16 protein-coding genes and 1 pseudogene are annotated in these 17,742 nt (G+C 68.6%); 2 read left to right on the top strand and 15 right to left on the bottom strand.

Annotated elements, in window-relative coordinates:
- Nucleotides 1-214: 214 nt before the first annotated feature.
- The gene (locus AB5L97_RS18450; RefSeq protein ID WP_369045783.1) at nt 215-907 is read left to right on the top strand and encodes a hypothetical protein; all 693 of its coding nucleotides are present in this window, start codon (nt 215-217) and stop codon (nt 905-907) included.
- 29 nt (nt 908-936) lie between these two features.
- Here AB5L97_RS18450 and AB5L97_RS18445 read toward each other — a convergent pair whose 3' ends face one another.
- The 7 genes and pseudogenes from AB5L97_RS18445 to AB5L97_RS18415 all read right to left on the bottom strand — a co-directional run bounded on the left by AB5L97_RS18445 (nt 937) and on the right by AB5L97_RS18415 (nt 6,590).
- Complete coding sequence (locus tag AB5L97_RS18445; RefSeq protein ID WP_369045782.1) at nt 937-1,377, bottom strand: VOC family protein; 441 nt, start codon at nt 1,375-1,377, stop codon at nt 937-939.
- Nucleotides 1,378-1,379: 2 nt separating this feature from the next.
- Entirely contained in the window at nt 1,380-1,790 is a 411-nt protein-coding gene (locus AB5L97_RS18440; protein ID WP_369045781.1) for a VOC family protein, read from the bottom strand.
- Between the two features lie 135 nt (nt 1,791-1,925).
- On the bottom strand, nt 1,926-3,089 hold the full coding sequence (locus AB5L97_RS18435) for a Gfo/Idh/MocA family protein (RefSeq protein ID WP_369045780.1): 1,164 nt from the start codon (nt 3,087-3,089) through the stop codon (nt 1,926-1,928).
- Nucleotides 3,090-3,109: 20 nt separating this feature from the next.
- Nucleotides 3,110-3,286: pseudogene (locus AB5L97_RS18430) on the bottom strand (sugar phosphate isomerase/epimerase); the annotation flags it as partial.
- A 42-nt stretch (nt 3,287-3,328) separates the two neighbouring features.
- Nucleotides 3,329-4,264, bottom strand: a complete 936-nt coding sequence (locus AB5L97_RS18425) for a carbohydrate ABC transporter permease (protein ID WP_369045779.1) — start codon at nt 4,262-4,264, stop codon at nt 3,329-3,331.
- Entirely contained in the window at nt 4,261-5,238 is a 978-nt protein-coding gene (locus tag AB5L97_RS18420; RefSeq protein ID WP_423246806.1) for a carbohydrate ABC transporter permease, read from the bottom strand. Before AB5L97_RS18420 ends, AB5L97_RS18425 begins: the two co-directional genes overlap by 4 nt.
- Nucleotides 5,235-6,590, bottom strand: coding sequence for an ABC transporter substrate-binding protein (locus AB5L97_RS18415; protein ID WP_369045778.1), 1,356 nt, complete (start codon nt 6,588-6,590; stop codon nt 5,235-5,237). Before AB5L97_RS18415 ends, AB5L97_RS18420 begins: the two co-directional genes overlap by 4 nt.
- A 202-nt stretch (nt 6,591-6,792) precedes the next feature.
- On the opposite strand from AB5L97_RS18415, the gene AB5L97_RS18410 reads away from it, so the two are divergent.
- Nucleotides 6,793-7,821 (top strand): LacI family DNA-binding transcriptional regulator, encoded by a 1,029-nt coding sequence (locus AB5L97_RS18410; protein WP_369045777.1) that lies wholly within the window; start codon nt 6,793-6,795, stop codon nt 7,819-7,821.
- Nucleotides 7,822-7,890: 69 nt separating this feature from the next.
- On the opposite strand, the gene AB5L97_RS18405 is transcribed toward AB5L97_RS18410, so the two are convergent.
- The 8 genes from AB5L97_RS18405 to AB5L97_RS18370 all read right to left on the bottom strand — a co-directional run bounded on the left by AB5L97_RS18405 (nt 7,891) and on the right by AB5L97_RS18370 (nt 17,272).
- Entirely contained in the window at nt 7,891-9,522 is a 1,632-nt protein-coding gene (locus tag AB5L97_RS18405) for an aldehyde dehydrogenase family protein (RefSeq protein WP_369045776.1), read from the bottom strand.
- Nucleotides 9,519-10,331, bottom strand: a complete 813-nt coding sequence (locus AB5L97_RS18400; protein WP_369045775.1) for an HD domain-containing protein — start codon at nt 10,329-10,331, stop codon at nt 9,519-9,521. The genes AB5L97_RS18405 and AB5L97_RS18400 overlap by 4 nt, the downstream gene beginning before the upstream one ends.
- 28 nt (nt 10,332-10,359) lie before the next feature.
- Nucleotides 10,360-11,712 carry an NAD(P)/FAD-dependent oxidoreductase gene (locus AB5L97_RS18395; RefSeq protein ID WP_369045774.1) on the bottom strand — a complete coding sequence of 451 codons (1,353 nt, stop codon included), beginning with the start codon at nt 11,710-11,712 and terminating at the stop codon, nt 10,360-10,362.
- Nucleotide 11,713: 1 nt separating this feature from the next.
- Nucleotides 11,714-12,037 carry a 2Fe-2S iron-sulfur cluster-binding protein gene (locus tag AB5L97_RS18390; protein ID WP_307956225.1) on the bottom strand — a complete coding sequence of 108 codons (324 nt, stop codon included), beginning with the start codon at nt 12,035-12,037 and terminating at the stop codon, nt 11,714-11,716.
- A gap of 85 nt (nt 12,038-12,122) precedes the next feature.
- Nucleotides 12,123-12,893, bottom strand: coding sequence for an SDR family NAD(P)-dependent oxidoreductase (locus tag AB5L97_RS18385; RefSeq protein WP_369045773.1), 771 nt, complete (start codon nt 12,891-12,893; stop codon nt 12,123-12,125).
- Nucleotides 12,886-14,769: a PEP-utilizing enzyme gene (locus tag AB5L97_RS18380; RefSeq protein ID WP_369045772.1), complete on the bottom strand. Its 1,884-nt coding sequence runs from the start codon at nt 14,767-14,769 to the stop codon at nt 12,886-12,888. Before AB5L97_RS18380 ends, AB5L97_RS18385 begins: the two co-directional genes overlap by 8 nt.
- Nucleotides 14,770-14,822: 53 nt before the next feature.
- Nucleotides 14,823-15,914: a PEP/pyruvate-binding domain-containing protein gene (locus AB5L97_RS18375; protein WP_369045771.1), complete on the bottom strand. Its 1,092-nt coding sequence runs from the start codon at nt 15,912-15,914 to the stop codon at nt 14,823-14,825.
- 5 nt (nt 15,915-15,919) lie between these two features.
- Nucleotides 15,920-17,272, bottom strand: coding sequence for a cytochrome P450 (locus tag AB5L97_RS18370; protein WP_369045770.1), 1,353 nt, complete (start codon nt 17,270-17,272; stop codon nt 15,920-15,922).
- Nucleotides 17,273-17,742: the final 470 nt, after the last annotated feature.

Genomic DNA, 17,742 nt, shown 5'->3' with positions numbered 1-17,742 from the left:
ATCCCAAGGATAGGAGGAATGTCCCACCAGGGGATCACTCCCAGGATGGTCTGCGGATCCTCCTGCGGATGTAGGGGGGCAGACCGCAATGCATCTCAGTGCAGTACCGGGATCGGAGTAGAAGCCGACGCGCAGCCCGTTCCCGGGGGCCTACGGTGGCGGCGTCCGTTCAGAATCCACCGTCTTCGGCAGTCCACGAGAAGGAGCCCTTGCCATGTCAGCTTCAGCTTCACCCCACGCGGTCGCGTGGTTCCGCGCCCCGGCCCGCCCCGCCCTGGAGGCCACCGGGGGCGGTGGGGCCGTCCGCTTCCGCCGCGTCGCTGGGGCAGTCTGCCTACCCCTGCTGTTCATCGACGTCATCATCGGGACCCTGCTCGTGCCACTCGAGGATTCGGCCTCCGCGGCCCAAACCCTCGCGTTCGCCGCCGCCAGCCCCGTGGCCATGACCATCCTTGCGTGGATGGAGCTGATCGGTGCCGCGCTCTATATCGCGGGGCTCCTCACCGTGGTCGGGGCGATCCGCGGCCGCGGAGCCTGGCCCGCGACGGTGCTCGGCGTGCTCGGGGTCCCATTCGGCCTCGGCATGGCCGTCCTGTCGGTGGGCCATTTCGCCGCCCTGGGCCTGGTGAGCTCGGGAATCTCTCGAGGCGACGCCGCAGCCGCGCTCGACGCGTTCCACGCCGTCGCAGGGCCGCTCCCGATCCTGTTCATGCTGACCCCCTTGGTCTACCTGTTCCTCGCACTCGCCGCGTGGCGTGGGGGACTCGTGCCGCCTGCCGCTCTCGGCCTCGGGATCCTCTTCGCTGCAATGACCGCCGTTCCTGGGCCCCAGTGGCTCCAGATGGCCGCGTATGCGGTGGGCCTGGTGCTCACGGCCTGGACGGCGTGGGCCCTCGCTGCTGGCTGAGACAGTCGGCGCGAGGCCAGCCTCGCCCCTCAGCCGATCCGCTCGGCGAGGGCCACAGTGATCCCGTCGGGCCCGCGAACGTAGGCCATGCGCCACACGCCCTCGTACTCGCCGATCCCGCCGATGAGCCCATACCCGTCGGCGGCGAGGCGCTCGACGACGGTGTGCACGGAGTCGACCTCGAACGCAACGCTGCGCAGGCCCAGCTCGTTGGCCATGGCCGCCGGGTTTCCCGGGTGATGGTCCGGGTGGGTGAAGCTCGAGAGCTCGAGGCGCGTGCCGTCGTCGGGCGGGCGGAGCATCACGATTTCGGTCCGGGAGCCGGGGATGCCTGTGACAGTGTCGATGAACTCGCCCTCGACGGGCGTACGGCCCTCGACCTCGAGCCCGAGCCCCACGAAGAATGCGGTGGCCTCGTCGAGGTCGGAGACGGTGATGCCGATGTGGTCGAAGCGCTTGACGGCGCCCATGGTCACCCCGCCTCGTGCGGGAAGCCGCCCTCGGCCCACTGCTGCAGGAGCCACGAGTTGCCGTCCGGGTCCTCGAAGCGGCAGTAGAGGACCCCGCCGAGGTCCTGCACCTCGCCGAGTTCGACGCCGCGGCTCGCCAGATCCTTGGTGGCCTCCTCCATGTTGGCGACGACGAGGTGCAGACCCTTCTGGACACCGACGGGCATGTCGCTGATCTCGGGGATGTTGCGGCCCATGAGGATCGCGCAGCCGGAGCCGGGCGGGCAGACCTGCACGATGCGCATGTCGCCCATCTGGACGTGGTCCGTGATCAGCTCCCAGCCGCACTTCTCGACGTAGAAGTCGCGGGCGCGGTCCACGTCGCTGACCGGAAGGTGGATGAGTTCGAGCCTCATCTGGACGGTGGTGGTCATGGGTGTCGGTGTCCTTCCTCTAGGCGACCGAAGAAAAGTACCGCGGGTGCGCGCCGGGCGGGAACCCCTCAGCGGGACGTCCCTGGGAGGGCACCAGCCGATGCCCTCCCAGGTGTGCTGTCCCTTGGCGTTGCCTCAGGGGGTGTGGACTGCGGTTTCGTCGTAGCGTCCGTCGAGCACGTCAGCCAAGGACACAGCCTTCCCGAGGGCGGCGGAGACGTAGACCGCGCGGACGGCAGCCAGGGCGGCGGTCGCCTCCTCGATGCCGACGAGCGGGGCGGTGCTGGTGCGGATCGCCTGGACGACGTCTGCGTACTGCATCTGGTGTGCGGTCTGCAGGTCGTCGGCTCCCCGGGTATTGGCCGAGGACTCGAGCTCCCCGACCTCGAGGTGCGCCTGGTTCCCTGCCCCGGCCATCCCATAGGAGGACCCGCCGTCGCCCTCTGCGGAGTCGGCCGCGTGGAAGTAGACGAGCCGATCGTTGTCGATCAACGCCGAGCCTCGGTCACCGTGGATCTGGAGGCGGGCAGTCAGGCCGGGGTACGCGGCGGTCGTGAAGTGGATGGCCGCCAGGGCGCCTGACTCGAACCGGACGGTCGCGACGGCGGTGTCCTCGACTTCGACGCGCTCGTGGGCGAGTAGGCCGGTGTGGGCGTGGATCTCAGAGGGGCGGCCCAGGAACCACAGGAGCAGATCCACGGTGTGCACGCCCTGGTTCATCACGGCGCCCCCACCGTCCAGCTCCCAGGTGCCCCGCCAGGCTCCGGAGTCGTAGTAGGCCTGGGACCGCCACCATGCGACCGACGCCACGGCCGAGGTGATGCGCCCGAGGCGCCCTGCGCGGATCGCACGGGCGACCGCAGCGCTGGCGGCGTCGAAGCGGTGCTGGCTGATCACGGAGATGACCTGTCCGCGCGCCTGGGCAGCCTCGGCCGCCGCAGCGACTCGCCGGGCGCTGGGGAGGTCCACGTCGAGGGGCTTCTCGACGACCACGTGCGTGCCTGCATCGAGCGCCTCCACCGCGAGGTCGGCATGCGTGCCCGAGGGTGTGCACACCGAGACGAGGTCGAGCCTCGCCGCATGCTGGTCGAGTGCTTCGGTCAGTGAGGCGAAAACGGCAGGGCGCATCTGCCCGGGTTCGGCCGCGACGGCGTCCGCGAGGGCGGTGGCCGCTGCGGGGTCGACGTCGACGAGGCAGACGAGTTCGACTCCCTCGGTGGCGGCGATGACCTGGGCATGCTGACGGCCGATGACCCCGCAGCCGACGACGGCGGCGCGCAGGGTCCCGGGGCCGCCCATCACAGCGCCACCCCGGCGTCCTCGGCGAGACGGGCAAGATCGTCTTCGGCCATCTCGACGATGTTGGTCCCCCAAGCGCTGCGGACTTCGATGTGGCTGGCACCCAAGGCTTGGAGCACGGCTGACTGCACCAGCGGGTCGGGGCTGATCTCGTCGCCGAATCCGGACAGGGTCCATTCTGGTTCTGTGACGCTCACGTCTTTCCTTCCGTGTCACACCGACTGGTGCGGGTGTGGGTCTTACTTGACGCTGCCGGCAGTCAGGCCGCCGACGAGGAATCGCTGGAAGATGAGGTAGAGGATGACCACGGGCGCCGCGCAGATCAGGGAAGCCGCCATCATCTGCCCGTACAGCGGCACCGCGCCGCCCTCGGAGGAGGCGCCGAAGATCTGCAGCACCACGGCCACGGTCTGGCTGCTGGGCCTGGTCAGGACCGAGGCGAACATGACGTCGTTCCAGCCCAGGAGGAAGGAGAAGACGCCGGAGACGACCAGCCCGGGCCAGCTGAGCGGGAAGATGATCCGGAACAGGACCCCTACGGGTGTGGCGCCGTCGATGCGCGCGGCCTCCTCGAGCTCCTTCGGAAGCCCGCGCAGGTAGGTGACCATGACCCAGGTCGAGAAGGGCAGCGCGAAGGTCAGGTAGGCCAGGAACAGCCCCCACCAGGTGCCGATCACCGTGATGCCCAGATAGTTCCCTGCCGAGGCGAAGACGACGAAGACCGGGAGGAGCAGGAGCGTGCCCGGGACGCTCTGCAGGCCGATGAGGCAACGCAGGATGCTCAGGCGTCCGCGGAACTCGAAGCGCACGAGGACGTAGGCGGTGACGATCGCGATGACTGAGGAGACGACGGCGACGAGGCCGGCGATCATGACGCTGTTCGCGAGCCCCCGCCCCAACGGAAGCGTGCTCCAGATCTGTGTGTAGTTGCCCAGCGTGAACTGCGTCGGGAAAAAGGCCCCGCGGGCGACTTCGATGTCCGAGTTCATCGAGGCGAACACGATGTACAGCAGCGGGACGGCGATGACGGCGCAGAGGACCACGAGGCCGACTGCGAGCAGCGGCCCCGGCAGCAGCCGGTTGACCTCCGATGACACGTCCTTTCGCTGCCCCGGGCCCTTCTTGGGCCGCGCGGCGTTCGGCACCGGGCCGGCGGTCTTCTCGATGGTGCTCATCGCTTCCCTCCTGAGTCGTTTCCTGTGTCGAGCCGGACGGCGCGGAGGTAGATGAACAGGGGCAGCGCGATCAAGGCCAGCGACAGCAGCGCCATCGCCGCCCCCATCCCGAACCGCAGGCTCGTGAAGCTCATGCTGTAGACGAGCGTGGGCAGGATCTGCACGTCGGTCGGGGCCGGGACGCCGAAGAGCAGGAACGCTAGCGAGAAGTTGTTCAGGTGGTGGAGCGTGGCGATCAGGCAGGCCAGCGCCACGGGCGCCTTCAGGTAGGGGAAGATGACGTAGCGCAGCTTCGTCCACCACGGGGCCCCGTCCAGGGCGGCGGCCTCGTGGACCTCGGCATCCACCGACTGCAGGCCTGCGAGGGCCATGAGGTAGATGAACGGCCACGCCGCCCACACCTCCACCGCGATGAGCACCCAGTAGCTGGCAGGGCCGTAGAGCCAGTGGACGGCCGGTATGCCGACCTCGCCCAGGATCTTGTTCACGATCCCGTCAGGCTGGAGCATCGTGTGCCAGAACGTCCCGACGACGAAGGACGGCAGCACGTAGGGGATCAAGAAGACGGAGCGGACGAGGCCCCGGCCTCTGAACCTGTTCTGCGTGGCAAGCGCCGCGTAGACCCCGATCGGGACGGTGATCACCGTCGAGATGACGGCGAAGCTCACGCTGTTCCAGAGTGCGTGGAGCAGGTCGGTGCCTGTAAAGGCCTCGACGAAGTTGTTCAGCCCGACAAACGGGGCGCTGATCCACTTCCGGATCGTGTACTGGTCGAGCTGGAGCATCGCGATGTACACGCCGATAACTAGCGGGACAACGATGATCAGGCCGATCAGAACGGCGCCGGGGGTGAGGAGCCACAGCGGCCTGTTCCGCTCGCTCACGGTGCGCCGGCGGGTGGCGGGGATGTTGCCACCTGTCGGCGGGCGGTCCGCCCGCCTGTTGGGGGCGTCTTTGCGTAGGGTGACGGTCACTTGTTCGCCGAGGCCCGGTCGAGCGAAGCCTGCGCGTCCTTCTGGGCCTTGGCAAGGGCCGTCTGAAGGATCCCCTCGTCCACGCTGCCGCTGGCGAGGGACTGGCGGGACTGGACGACGACGTTGGTCAGCGCCAGCTGTATGTCGCCCCACGCCCCGGTGAACGGGGTGGACTTGGACTTGCTGGCGGAGTCGAGCACGGGGGCGAGCGAGGGGTCAGCATCTTCGACCTTCTTCGCTGCGGCAGCGTTCGCTGGCAGGTCGCCGAAGACCTTGTTGTAGTTGATCTGCTCGTCGTCGCTCGTGACGAGCTTGATGTACGCCGCGGCCAGATCCTGGTTCTGGGAGTACTTGGCGATCACGAGGTTGTCCCCGGAGATGATCGAGCTGACTGGTGTTCCGCCGGCCGGCGCGGAGGTCTGGCCTGGCGGGACGGCTGGCATGACCGCATAGGCGTACTTGCCCTTGACGGGCGAGTTGTCGAACGTGACCTTCGATGAGGCCGTCGTCATGAGCATCATCGCGGACGTGCCGGAGGCGAAGTCCGCCGCTGCCTGGGTGTCGTTCCAGCCCAGTGCGGCAGGGTTGACCACCTTGTCCTTGGTGAGCCAGCCGAGGTACGTCTCGTAAGCCTGCTTCACCGTTGGGTCGTCGATCCGGGCCTTGTTGCCGTCGACGAGTGGGTTGCCGGCCTGGTTGGCCATCGTCCAGGCGAACTTCCACGGGGTGTAGTTGTCGGCGTAGCCGGTGGAGAAGCCGTACACGCCGCTGCCGGTGAGCTTCTTCGCCTGCTCGAGCAGCCCGTCCCAGGTCGCCGCAGGCTTGTCGAGGCCGGCCTTCTTGAACAGCTCGGTGTTGTAGGCGAGTACATAGGGGCGGTCGGTGAAGGGGACCCCAACCTCGTCCTGCGGGTCGGGCCCAGAGATGCCGAGCGTGGCCGGGACGAAGCGGTCGCGGCCGCCGACCTTGTCCCACATCGACTGGTCGAGCTTGACGAAGGCGCCCGTCGAATAGGCTGTGGGCGTGAAGGTGGTGCCGATGGCGTAGACGTCCGCCCCCTGGCCGGAGACGACAGAGGTCTGGATCTTCTGCAGCTCATCGTTCGCCGAGGCGAACGTCTCGAACTTCACATCGGCACCGGTCTGCTTCTTGAACGCGGCCGCAATGCGGTTCTGCCAGTCCTGGAACTGCTGGGCGTGGTTCGCGTTGGCCCCCACCAGGACATTGAGTGTCTTGCCCGCGCCGTCAGCGGAGCCGTCGTTGCCGCCGCCCTGGCCGCAGCCCGCAAGTCCCAGAGCGCCGATGGAGACAGCTGTGGCCATCCCGAGCAGGCGCAGAGTTGCTCTCTTCATTTCCCGATTGCTCCTCGTTGAGTGGCGCCGAGAGTACGATCTCGGAACCCCGAATGTTGCGTACGCCACACTACGGACGCTGCAACGTGATGGCATGCCTTTGCCATAATTTGCCATGATGTGCGCAATAGAGCATTCCATGGGGCAAGATCGTCGTAGACGCCATGGCAGACAGGGTGCTGGGCGGAAGGGGAAGGGTCCGATGGGCGAGGAAGCACAAGGACTGACGGCGCCTCCACGGCGGCCGACCATCAACGACGTCGCCGCGCGAAGCGGAGTTGCCGCCTCCACGGTCTCCCGCGCCTTCTCCCGTCCTGACCGGGTCAAGAGCACCACGCGGGAGCGCATAGCCGTTGCCGCAGAGCAACTCGGCTACGTGCCCTCAGACCACCCGACGGAGAGGGTCCCCGCCCGGCAGGGCTCGGTGGCCGTGCTCGTGCCCGACATCACCAACCCGTTCTTCTTCGACTTCATCCGCAGCACCCAGCACCAGCTCAGGACTGCGGGCTACACCCAGATGCTGGTCGACACGCAGGAGGACGTCGACCTCGAGGCCGGCTACCTCGAGGAGTTCCGGACTTCGGCCGTGGGGTTCATCCTCGCCGCCACTCGCCTTAAGGACGAGCAGCTGACAGCGGCCGCTGCGCGCACCCCGCTCGTCGTCTTAAACCGGGAGACCCCCGGCGTCCCTTCCGTCGTCATCGGGACGGCCGAGGCAGCGCAGCAGGCCCTCGAGCACCTCTATTCCCTCGGCCACCGGGACATCGCCTACATCGCGGGACCGCCCACTTCGTGGTCCGACGGGCGCCGGTGGGCGGCGCTCGAGCAGATGGCGGACCAACTGGGCGCAACCGTCCGGCGGCTCGGACCCTACCATCCGAGCCAACGCTCGGGCGCCGCGGCCGCCGACACGCTGCTGAACAGCGGGGCCTCCGCATGCATCGCGTTCAACGACGTCCTGGCGATTGGCATCCTCGTCCGGCTCCACGAGCGAGGAGTCGATGTGCCCGGCGAGATCAGCGTCGTGGGCTGCGACGACGTCTTCGGGTCCGATTTCTGCAACCCACCGCTTACGACGCTCGCGTCCCCCATCGAGCAGGCCGGCCGGGTGGCGACCGACCTGCTCATCAGCAGGATGAGGCCGGACCTCGCACAGGGGCGCAGCCAAGTGGTGCTCCCAGCACACCTGAAGACGCGCTCCTCCACTGGCCCTCTCGCGCGGCGCGGCTGATCCTCAAGCCTCTAGGCAACTATTTTGCCTGGAATTGCTGCACGTGAGGCAAATTTGCCACAGCTTCGCCTACCGCACCTTCCGGTGGATCGACTTGTACGTCAGGTACGCGCCGAGGCCCTCGATCCCGTATTCCGTCCCGAGCCCCGAATCGTGCCGTCCTCCGAACGGCGCCGAGTGGTTCGAGGCGAAGAAGTTGATTCCGATCGACCCCGTGTCCACGCGGTCCGCGATGGCCAGAGCCGCGTCCGGATCGGCGGAGAACACAAGCCCTCCCAGGCCGAACTCCGTGTTGTTTGCCAGCGCCACGGCCTCGTCGACACCGCCGCCCGGCCCGGCGTCGTCGTACTTCAGGATCGTCAGGACCGGGCCGAAGATCTCCTCCCGGGCCACAGCCATGGACGGGGTGACGTCCGCGAACACCGTCGGCTCCACGAAGAAGCCGCCCTCGAGCCCGCCGCCCGCCGCGCCGCCGCCGAGGCTCGCTGCCCGGCCGCCCGTCGTCGCCCGCGCGCCCTCGGCGAGCCCGGACTCGACGTAGCCCATGACCGTCTCGAACTGGGACCGGGTCGCCGAAGGGCCGAACACGGTCGAGGGATCGAGCGGATCGCCCTGTGGCGCCGCTGCGATCACGGACGAGGCCATCTGGACGACCTCCTCGTACCGCGAAGCCGGCGCGATGATGCGCGTGGAGATGTAGCAGGTCTGGCCCGTGTTGCGCATCGAGGAGCGGATCAGCACCTTGGACATCGCGTCGAGGTCCGCATCCGGCAGCACGATCGCGCTGGACTTCCCGCCGAGCTCGAGCGTCACGGGCCGGAGAAGCTCGCCGCACGCTGCGGCAATCTTGCGGCCCACGGGCGTCGAGCCCGTGAACGCGACCTTGTCCACATCCGGGTGCTTGACGAGCACGTCGCCCATGCGCCCGGACCCTGTCACGAGGTTCACGACGCCGGCCGGCACCCCCGCCGCCGCGATCGCGTCGACGATGAACCGGATCGACAGCGGCGTCGGCGAGGCCGGCTTGATCACCACGGTGCACCCCGCGAGGAGTGCGGGCGCGAGCTTGATGACCACGAGGTTGATCGGGAAGTTCCATGGCGCGATGAGCGCGCACACCCCCACCGGATCGCGCCGCACCACGGACTCCTGGCCGGCCGCGAACGGGAACGGGCGCACGTCCTCGCGCTCGAGGTAGTCGGCGAGCGACGCGAAGTACCGGAAGATTCCGGCAGCGTTGGCCGCAGCCCCGCGGGTCTCGGTGATGGGCGAGCCGTTCTCGCGCGTGTTCGTCAGCGCGAGCGTCTCCGCGCGGGCCTCGATCTCGTCGGCGATCCGCACGAGGTGCGCCGCGCGCTCCGACGGCGAGAGGCGGGGCCAGGGCCCGTCGTCGAACGCGCGGCGGGCGGCGGCCACCGCGTCGTCGACGTCCTCGGCCGACCCGTCCGGGACCTCGCCCCAGACCTCGCCCGTCGCGGGGTCGGTCACGGGGTTGCGGCCCTCGCCGTGCGCGGGGACGTACGCACCGTCGATGAACATGGTGTCCACGCGGGTATACGGGAGGCTGAGCGCGGCGCGGCGCTCGCGGGCGTTCGGCACCGGTTGCGTGGCCGCACCTGCGGGGCGCCCCGCAGGTGCGGGGGTGGTGGGCACGGCGTCGGCCATGGTCGGGCCGGCAGGGTTGGTCGAGGCGGCGGTCATCGCAGCACTCCCGTCTTGAGCAGCGCGTTGGAGCGCGCGAGGTCCGCCGTGGCCATCTGCACAGCGGCGTCGGTGATGAGCTCGGGCACGATCTCGGTGGCGAGCCGGTCCGCGTACGTGGCCGGATCCATGGTGAACCACGACGACGCGAGCGCGATCCCTGCGCGGTCGAACCGCCAGGACCGGTCGGCGTCCCGCATGAGGGCGTCCTCGAGGGAGTACGCGACGTGCCGCGTATCGTGCCCGTCGATGATCTCGGTGACGCGCCCGATGAACTCCTCCGAGTACCCGAGCCCCGGCAGCACCCGGCGGGCCACGAGGCAGCCCTGGTGCTCGTGCTCGTACCGGATGGCGGCCTTGCGCCAGTCCCCGGTGAAGCCCTCGGAGAGGATCCGGGACTCGTCCACGTGGGCCCAGCCCGTATCGTGCAGGAGCGTCGCGACGAGCACGAGCTCGCGGTCCGCCCCCGGGTAGGCGGCGCACAGCCGTTCGGCGTACGCGACTGAGATGGGCAGATGGATGTCGTTGCCACGCGTCCGCGTCTCCGCGACGACGGCCTTCCACAAGGGGTCAAGGAACTCGGCGGCGCTCGGCGTCTCGCAGATGGACCGCGTGTCCACGGGCCCGGCTGCCGGGATGGGCCGGAGGGGATATTCGGCGGCGAAGGCGTCGGCGCGGGCCTGGTCGATGGTGGTCTCGTCAGCGGCGGTCTGATCAGCAGCGGCTTGGTCGTCGGCGGGCGACGGCGGCGGCTCGGCGCCCGTGGTCGCGCTCGCCTCGTGTGAGGCGAGGGTGCGGTGGTCTGTCATGGGGTCCTCCGGTGCAGGTTCTTGGGGCTCAGACGGCCAGGGTCTTGAGCTGGACGGCCGGGTCGGCGACCGCGGCAGCGGCCTCGGCCGTGTCGGCCGGGATGTTCTGCCGCTTGGCGAGGGCGTTCTTGACGGCCATGAAGTCGAGGGGCGCGTTGACGCAGTCGGCGGCGATGATCCGGCCCTTGCGGTAGTACAGGACGGAGAACTTGCCGCGCTCGTCGTCGCGCCGGACCACGGTCTGGTCGAAGCCCATCGACAGGCCCGCGATCTGGAGCTTGAGGTCGGCCTGGTTCGACCAGAACCACGGGATGCCCGCGTAGTCCTCGCGCCGTCCCATGAGCGAGTATGCTGCGACCTTCGCATGTTCGATCGCGTTGTTGACGCTCTCGAGGCGGATGCGCTCGCCGGCGGGGGAGCCGGGCACGGGGTTGGGCATGTTCGCGCAGTCGCCGACGGCCACCGTGGTCCCATCCGAGGCCAGCGCGTGGCTGTCCACGACGATCCCGTTGTCCACGGCGAGGCCCATCTGCTCGGCCAGCTCGGTGTTCGGGATGACCCCGATGCCCACGAGCACGATCTGTGCGGGAATCACCTCGGCGGCGGTCCCCTCAGCTCCGGTCCCTTCACCTGCAGCACCTCCAGCAGCTGTACCTCCACCTACGGTGACTTCGACGCCCGAGACGGCCTTCCCGCCGTCGTGCGTCGCCGCCGGCACGAATCGGGAGATGCGCGCGCCGAGGCGGATGTCGAGGCCGCGCGAACGGTGCGCGTCGAGGAAGTACTCCGCGGTCGCCTCGCCCACGGCCCGGCCCACGAGTCGGGGGCCGTGCTCGAGGAGCACCACGTTCTTGCCCATCTTCTTCAGGCTCGACGCCGCCTCGAGGCCGATGAACCCGCCGCCGATCACCACGATGTCCGTGGCGTCCCCGACCATGGCCTTGAGGGCCAGGGCGTCGTCCGCGTTGCGGAGGTAGACGACGCCGGCGAGGTCCGCGCCGTCGACCGCGAGCTTTCGCGCCCGGGCGCCCACCGTCAGGGCGAGCCGCTTGAACGGGAACTCCGCGCCGGACTCGGCAACGGCGACGCCCGAGCCATCGGGGTTCTTTCGGATCTCGGTGATCCGCTGGTCCTTCACGAGCGTGACGTTGTGCTCGTCCCAGTACTCGGCCGAGCGGAAGATGAGCGACTCGTTGCCCACCTCGCCCTGGAGCCACTCCTTGGAGAGGGCCGGGCGCTGGTAGGGGCGGTGGTTCTCCTCGCCGAGAAGCGTGATGTGCTCCTCGAAGCCGAGCGCGCGGAGCGAGATGGCCAGCTGGACGCCGGACTGGCTCGCGCCGATGATCAGCAGGCCGGTGGGCGCTGCGTTGTCCGAGGCCATGTCACACCTGGGTTTCCGGGGTGGTCACGTACAGGTCCATCCCCTCGGTGAGCTTGAGCTGGCAGGACAGGCGCGAGTTCTCCTCGCGGTCCACGGCGGTGCCGTAGAGCATCTCGTCCTCCATGGGCTCGATGGGCGGGAGCTCGGAGAGGCAGTCGTCGCGGACGAACACGTGGCACGTGGCGCAGGAGAGCGAGCCGCCGCACTCGGCGACGATCCCCGGCACGCCGTTGCGCACGGCGGTCTCCATGACGGAGTCGCCGGGGCGTCCCTCGATGTCCCGGACGGTGCCCTCCGCGTCGGTGTAGTGGACGGTGGTGGTCATGTCGCTTCTCCTGGTGAGTGCTGACGACGTTCAGGGGGTCAGGTTCTGTGGGTCAGGTTCTGGGGGTCTAGGGCGGGTGGGCTGGTCAGATAAATTGCCGACCGCCGTCGACCACGAGGGTCTGGCCGGTCATGTACGAGGAGTCCGGGCTGGCGAGGAAGAGGGCGGCGCCCACGATGTCCTCGGGCTGGCTGGCCCGCTTGATCGAGCCGCGGTCCACGCCGTAGGTGGCGGCGTTCTCCATGAGCCCGTAGCTGGCCTCGGTGAGCGTGAAGCCGGGGGCGATCGCGTTGACCGTGACCCCGCGGCGCCCGAGCTCCTTCGCGAGCACCCGGGTCAGGGCGACGACGCCGCCCTTGCTCGCCACGTAGTGCGCCCACTGCTCGGAGCCGGAGTAGATCGTGGCGCTCGACAGGTTGATGACACGCCCGCCCTCGCCCAGGAATGGGCTCGCCGCGCGGGTCACGAGCCACGGGCCCTTGAGGTTCACGCCCATCACGAGGTCCCACTCGGCCGGGTCGATCTCCTCGAACGGGCTGCGGGTCACCGTCGCGTAGATCGCGGCGTTATTGACGACGACGTCGATGCGGCCCCCGCCGAACTCGGCGGCTTCCGCGGCCATCGCCTCGGTGGACGCGACATCCGTGACGTCGACCTTGAGCCCGATCGCTTCCGTGCCCTGGCTCCGCAGGATCTGGGCGGTCTCCTCTGCCCCGGCGGCGTTCACGTCAGCGACCGCAACCCGGTAGCCGCGTGAGGCGAAGCCGAGCGCGAAGGCCCGGCCCAGGCCCCCGGCCGCCCCCGTGATGAGGGCGAGCCGGGAGGCCGTGGGCTGAGGGCTGTTCTGCTCAGACATGCGCCGGCTCGTCGTGATCGTGCGAGTGGCTGTGGGCGCCGGGGCCCTCAACGGTGGGAGCGTCGAGGATCTGGACGATGCCCTTGGTCCCGTCGACACGGAGCATCTGGCCCGTGCGGATTGTGGTGGACGCGGAGCCCGTGCCGGTCACGGCGGGGAGGCCGTACTCGCGGCACACGATCGCGGCGTGGCTCATCATGCCGCCGATGTCCGTGACGGTCGCGGCGATCTTGCCGAAGATCGGGCCCCAGGACGGCGCGGTGACGGTGGCGACGAGGATCTCGCCCTGCTGCACCTCGGAGAGCTGGTCCGCGTCGGTGACCACGCGGGCCGGGCCTTCGACCACGCCGGGGGAGGCGGCCATGCCGCGCAGGCCGCCGCCCTCGACCGCTTCGCCCTCGCCGAGCCACTGCTGCACCTGCTCGGTGGTGATGCCCCAGAGCATGCGGGTGAACGGCTCAGTGATGGACGCCGGCGGGGTGTTGAGCGCCGGGGCCGGGCGGGCGGTCTTGAGCGCGTCCACGATGGCCCGGCGGCGCTCGATCTCCTCGGGCCAGTAGCTCGGGCCGATCGGCTCGGCCGCGCCCACGCCCCACCAGGTCACGAGGTCGAAGATCGCGTCGCGGACCTCGTTGCGGCCCAGGTAGAGCAGGTCGTCGGGCTCGGTCCAGAAGCCCTCGGCGTGGAACAGGCGGGAGAGCTCGCGGACCTTGCGCCAGAACACGCCCATGGTCCAGTGCTCGATGTAGAAGTTGTGGTTCTCCACGTACGGGTAGCACTGGGCGGCCAGGCCGCGCTTGCCGTCGAAGGCGGCGAGGTTGTCGCCGTCGAGCAGCTCGCGGTATTCCTCGACGATCCGCTCCTTCTCGGCGATGAGGCCCTCGACCGGGCGCAGGATCTCCTGCCCGGCGTCCAGGCGCGCGATGTAGTCCTTGATGTAGTTCAGCGGGATCTCGGGGTACTCGTTCCAGTACTTGTCATGCCCGTAGAAGCCGTTGCCTACGGTGAAGTTGAACCACGGCTCGTGGGCTTCCTCCCACCGGGTCATCCAGTGCTCGCCACCGGCGGAGGCGCGGATCGCGCCCAAGGTGGCGTCGGCGTCGTCCGCGTTCTCGAAGGCGGACTGGATCCCGAGCTCGACGGCGAGTGCGGCGAGGCCCTTGAGCTCGTCGTCGGGGCGGAACAGTTCCATGTCCACGCCCTGGACCATCGTGGCGATCGACTGGTCCGGGATGTTCGGGAAGACCTGCTTGCAGAAGTTGAAGAAGTCCAGATAGGCGATGTAGCCGAGGTTGAGGAACTCGAAGTGGTACTGCCAGTTCTGGTAGGCGAGCTGGATGAGGCGGTCGTAGTTGTCGAGGAGCACCTCGGAGCCGTCCATGGCCTTGCCGGAGTGGATGTCCTCGATCGGCACCACGGCCGGGGGCTTGGCGAAGGTGATCTGCTCCATCTCGTCGATGGTGCCCTTGACCTTGGTGTGCCACTGCTCGAGCAGGCGCGGCCAGTTCTGGAAGTAGTAGCCCACGCGCTCCTCGAAGAGCGGCACGCGCGCGGCGATCTGGTCCTCGGGGACCGGGATCGGGCTCATGTAGAGGTATCCGAGGTGGACGCGGAACTCGATCCCGTTCGCGTTGGGGATCATGAGGTGGCGGGCGTTGTACTGGCCAAGACACTTGACCGCGAACTCGCCGCCGATCGTCTCGAACGGCTTGAAGACGGTGGGCCAGTGCTGGCTGTCGCAGAACCAGAACTTGGCGTCCTCCTGCTCCTTGAGCTTGTCCTGGAACACGAGGTAGTAGGGGTACAGCTTCTCCCAGCCCTCGGCGCCGGCGGGGACCGGGAGCTCGGAGGGCTTCGGGAAGGACTTCATCGACATTGGTGTGTCCTGTCTTCTGTGCTTCTGGTGGGGGAGTGGCGTTCTGATGCGGGTTAGGCGAAGAGCTTGACGGAGTTCCAGCTGAAGCCGGACGACGCCGCTTGGCCGGGGGCCGTCGTCGTGCTCACCACGGGTTGGGGTGCTGTGGCGGGCTTGTTCGAGTGGACCGTCTCGGGGCGGGCCTGGAGCAGGAGGAGGTTCTCGCCGTCGGGCAGGTCCGCGTCGAGGGCCCACTCGATGTCCTGCGGGGTCTTGTAGTGCTTCTCGGCGCGCTTGGCGAGCGTCGCGACGGCGGTGAGCTGCGCGTCGGTGAGGCAGCGGCGGGAGCGGCGCTCGGCGTCGACCTCGCGTTCCACGAGGCGGCGCGCGGCGAGGTCCGGGACGAGCTCGGCGTGCTTGTCGCCGAGGTGCTCGTTGACGAGGGTGAGCGTGACCTTGTCCAGGACGATGTTGTCCGGCGTGACCTGGCCCGAGACGACCATCTCGCCGACGCCGTAGGAGGCGTCGATGGTGATCTTGGAGCGGTCGCCGTTGGTGGGGTCGAGGGTCATGGCGACGCCCGAGGCCTTCGCGTTGACCATCTTCTGCACCACGACGGCCATGGAGAGGCCCTCGTTGGGGATGTTGTTCTTGAGGCGGTAGATGATGGCGCGGGACGTGTAGAGGGAGGCCCAGCACTTGCGGATGTGCTCGCCCACGGCGCTGAAGCCCTCGAGCCAGAGGTAGGTGTCCTGCTGGCCGGCGAAGCTCGCGTCGGGGAGGTCCTCCGCGGTGGCGCTCGAGCGGACCGCGACCGGGACCGGGGTCTCGAAGCGGGACTGGAGCGCCTCGAACGCCGCGACGGTCTGGGCGCGGGCCTCTGCCGGGACCGGGCGGGACTCGATGTCCGCGCGGATGGTGGCGGAGACGGCGTCGACCTCGGTGATGTCGTCCGGGTTGAGGCCGGCCAGGAGCGCGTGGATGTGGTCGGTGATGCCGGCCTCGTGCATGAACGCGTCGAACTGGGCGGTCGTGACCACGAAGCCGGGCGGTACGGGCATGCCCGCGGACGTCATCGTGACGAGCGACGCGCCCTTGCCGCCGAGGTTCGCGAGCGTCGGCTCGGTGCCGCCGTCGAAGAACTGGATGTACTGGGTGTCTTGCATGGGTCTCAGGCCTCCCACGAGACGGGAACGGAGATGGGGACGCGGAAGGAGAGGTTCTCGCGGAATTCGATGCTCTCGGGGTCGTCCACGTGGAGGTGCGGGAGCTTCGCCGTGGCCTCCTCGAGGGCGATCTTCGCCTGGAGCTTGGCGAGCATGTTGCCGAGGCAGTAGTGGATGCCGAAGCCGAAGGAGAGGTGCTCGCGGGCGTTCGGGCGGGCGATGTCGAAGACCTCGGGATCCTCGAACTTGGACTCGTCGCGGTTGGCCGAGCCCATCACGAGCAGGATTTCGCTGCCCTTGGGGATCTTGACCCCGCCGATCTCGGCGTCCTTGAGGGCCTTGCGGCGCCACGCGACGATCGAGCCGGAGTAGCGCAGCACCTCGTCGATCGCGCCGGGGATCTTCTTGGGGTCCTCGACGAGCTGGCTCCAGGTTGCCGCGTCCGCGGCGAGGAGGCGGAGCGCGTTGGAGATGAGCGTCGTCGTGGTCTCGTGGCCGGCGAAGAGGAGGCTGTAGCAGACGGAGGCGATCTCGTGGTCGGAGATCTCTGCGCCGTCCTTCTGGGCGGTGACGAGATCCGCGACGAGGTTGTCGCCGCCGTCCGCGTGGGCCTTGGCGACGAGCGCGAGGCAGGCCTGCCAGTATTCGACGAGGTTGTGTGCGTGGGGGATCTGCTCCTCGTCGGTGAGGTCGCCCCAGGTCATCGCGGCGCGGGAGTCCGACCAGCGCTTGTAGTCGTCGATCCTGGCGATGTCCTCGCCGATGAGGGTGAGGATCGTGATGGTCGGGACCTCGTAGGCGAGGTCCTTGACGATCTCGCCGTGGTTGGTTTCAGCGTCGGTACCGCGGGCGATCATCGCGTCCAGGCGGTCGGCCACGTTCTGGCGGATGAACGGCTCGAGGACCTTGAACCGGCGCGGCGTGAAGGCCTTCTGCACGATGCCGCGGATGCGGGTGTGCTCCGGGGGGATCCGGGCGGAGAGGCCCGAGTAGGCGGTGAAGCCGCCCTCGTTCATGATCTGGGTGGCCTGCGGTCCGCGCTTGCGGACCGGGGCCTGGGCGTTCTCCGAGGAGAAGGTCTCCCAGTCGTCGAAGACGGCCTTGATGTCGTCGTAGCGGCTGACGACGTAGTAGCCAATCCGCTCGTCGAACATGACCGGCTCTTCGGCGCGGAGGGCCGCGTACGCCGGGAACGGGTTCTTCATCTGGAACGGTTCGAAGCCGTGGTGGGTGGCGTTGTGGGTTGCCGACGGCGCGTGGCCGGCGGCGGTGGTGGCGCTCGCCGCGGTGCCCGTGTCGGCGCCGGCCTGGGCGCCGAACCCGAACGGACAGCCCGTTCCCTGAGTCTCCAGTGACATCAGCACTCCTTGATCTGGTGGCCTTTGGCTCGGCTGGGGGCCGGGCCTGTGCGTCTTGATCCAGTGTGGTCCTGGTCACCGAGGAGTGGGGTGGGTCACCTTCCGCTGAGTGGAAGGTGATTCCACCAGAGGGACCTAGTCGACAACCGGCAAACATGATCGCTTAATAAGAGGGTCTCTTGAGGCATGTGAGCAAGAGCGTATAATACCTGGGTTCTCGGATCGGCGCGGCCGAGGTCCAGACTCGACTTGCTAGTGATGAGGATCATCCGAGGGATGAGGCGAACGACTCCAAAGAGAGGCCGACAGTTGTATCTCTGGGTGTTGGGGCGGCGGGATTGGGCCGACGCTCCAAACCCGTCGGTCAACGCTCGCGACCGCGTCCCCACCTAACTTCGGGCTCTTCATGAGGGTGGTGCTGCTGGCCGAGCGCTGAACGTCGAAAGGTGCCTCTGATCTGGGAAAATGCT

This window comes from Sinomonas sp. P10A9 (assembly GCF_041022165.1).
Lineage (GTDB): Bacteria > Actinomycetota > Actinomycetes > Actinomycetales > Micrococcaceae > Sinomonas > Sinomonas puerhi.
This window is presented reverse-complemented; position numbering and strand designations above follow the sequence as displayed.

Excerpts from the sequence above, each read along its gene's own strand:
- AB5L97_RS18445 (WP_369045782.1), bottom strand. The coding sequence starts at position 1,377 with ATGGGCGCCGTCAAGCGCTTCGACCACATCGGCATCACCGTCTCCGAC.
- AB5L97_RS18425 (WP_369045779.1), bottom strand. The coding sequence starts at position 4,264 with ATGAGCACCATCGAGAAGACCGCCGGCCCGGTGCCGAACGCCGCGCGG.
- AB5L97_RS18380 (WP_369045772.1), bottom strand. The coding sequence starts at position 14,769 with ATGTCGATGAAGTCCTTCCCGAAGCCCTCCGAGCTCCCGGTCCCCGCC.
- AB5L97_RS18385 (WP_369045773.1), bottom strand. The coding sequence starts at position 12,893 with ATGTCTGAGCAGAACAGCCCTCAGCCCACGGCCTCCCGGCTCGCCCTC.
- AB5L97_RS18400 (WP_369045775.1), bottom strand. The coding sequence starts at position 10,331 with ATGACAGACCACCGCACCCTCGCCTCACACGAGGCGAGCGCGACCACG.
- AB5L97_RS18435 (WP_369045780.1), bottom strand. The coding sequence starts at position 3,089 with ATGGGCGGCCCCGGGACCCTGCGCGCCGCCGTCGTCGGCTGCGGGGTC.
- AB5L97_RS18375 (WP_369045771.1), bottom strand. The coding sequence starts at position 15,914 with ATGCAAGACACCCAGTACATCCAGTTCTTCGACGGCGGCACCGAGCCG.
- AB5L97_RS18450 (WP_369045783.1), top strand. The coding sequence starts at position 215 with ATGTCAGCTTCAGCTTCACCCCACGCGGTCGCGTGGTTCCGCGCCCCG.
- AB5L97_RS18390 (WP_307956225.1), bottom strand. The coding sequence starts at position 12,037 with ATGACCACCACCGTCCACTACACCGACGCGGAGGGCACCGTCCGGGAC.
- AB5L97_RS18415 (WP_369045778.1), bottom strand. The coding sequence starts at position 6,590 with ATGAAGAGAGCAACTCTGCGCCTGCTCGGGATGGCCACAGCTGTCTCC.
- AB5L97_RS18395 (WP_369045774.1), bottom strand. The coding sequence starts at position 11,712 with ATGGCCTCGGACAACGCAGCGCCCACCGGCCTGCTGATCATCGGCGCG.
- AB5L97_RS18410 (WP_369045777.1), top strand. The coding sequence starts at position 6,793 with ATGGGCGAGGAAGCACAAGGACTGACGGCGCCTCCACGGCGGCCGACC.
- AB5L97_RS18405 (WP_369045776.1), bottom strand. The coding sequence starts at position 9,522 with ATGACCGCCGCCTCGACCAACCCTGCCGGCCCGACCATGGCCGACGCC.
- AB5L97_RS18370 (WP_369045770.1), bottom strand. The coding sequence starts at position 17,272 with ATGTCACTGGAGACTCAGGGAACGGGCTGTCCGTTCGGGTTCGGCGCC.
- AB5L97_RS18440 (WP_369045781.1), bottom strand. The coding sequence starts at position 1,790 with ATGACCACCACCGTCCAGATGAGGCTCGAACTCATCCACCTTCCGGTC.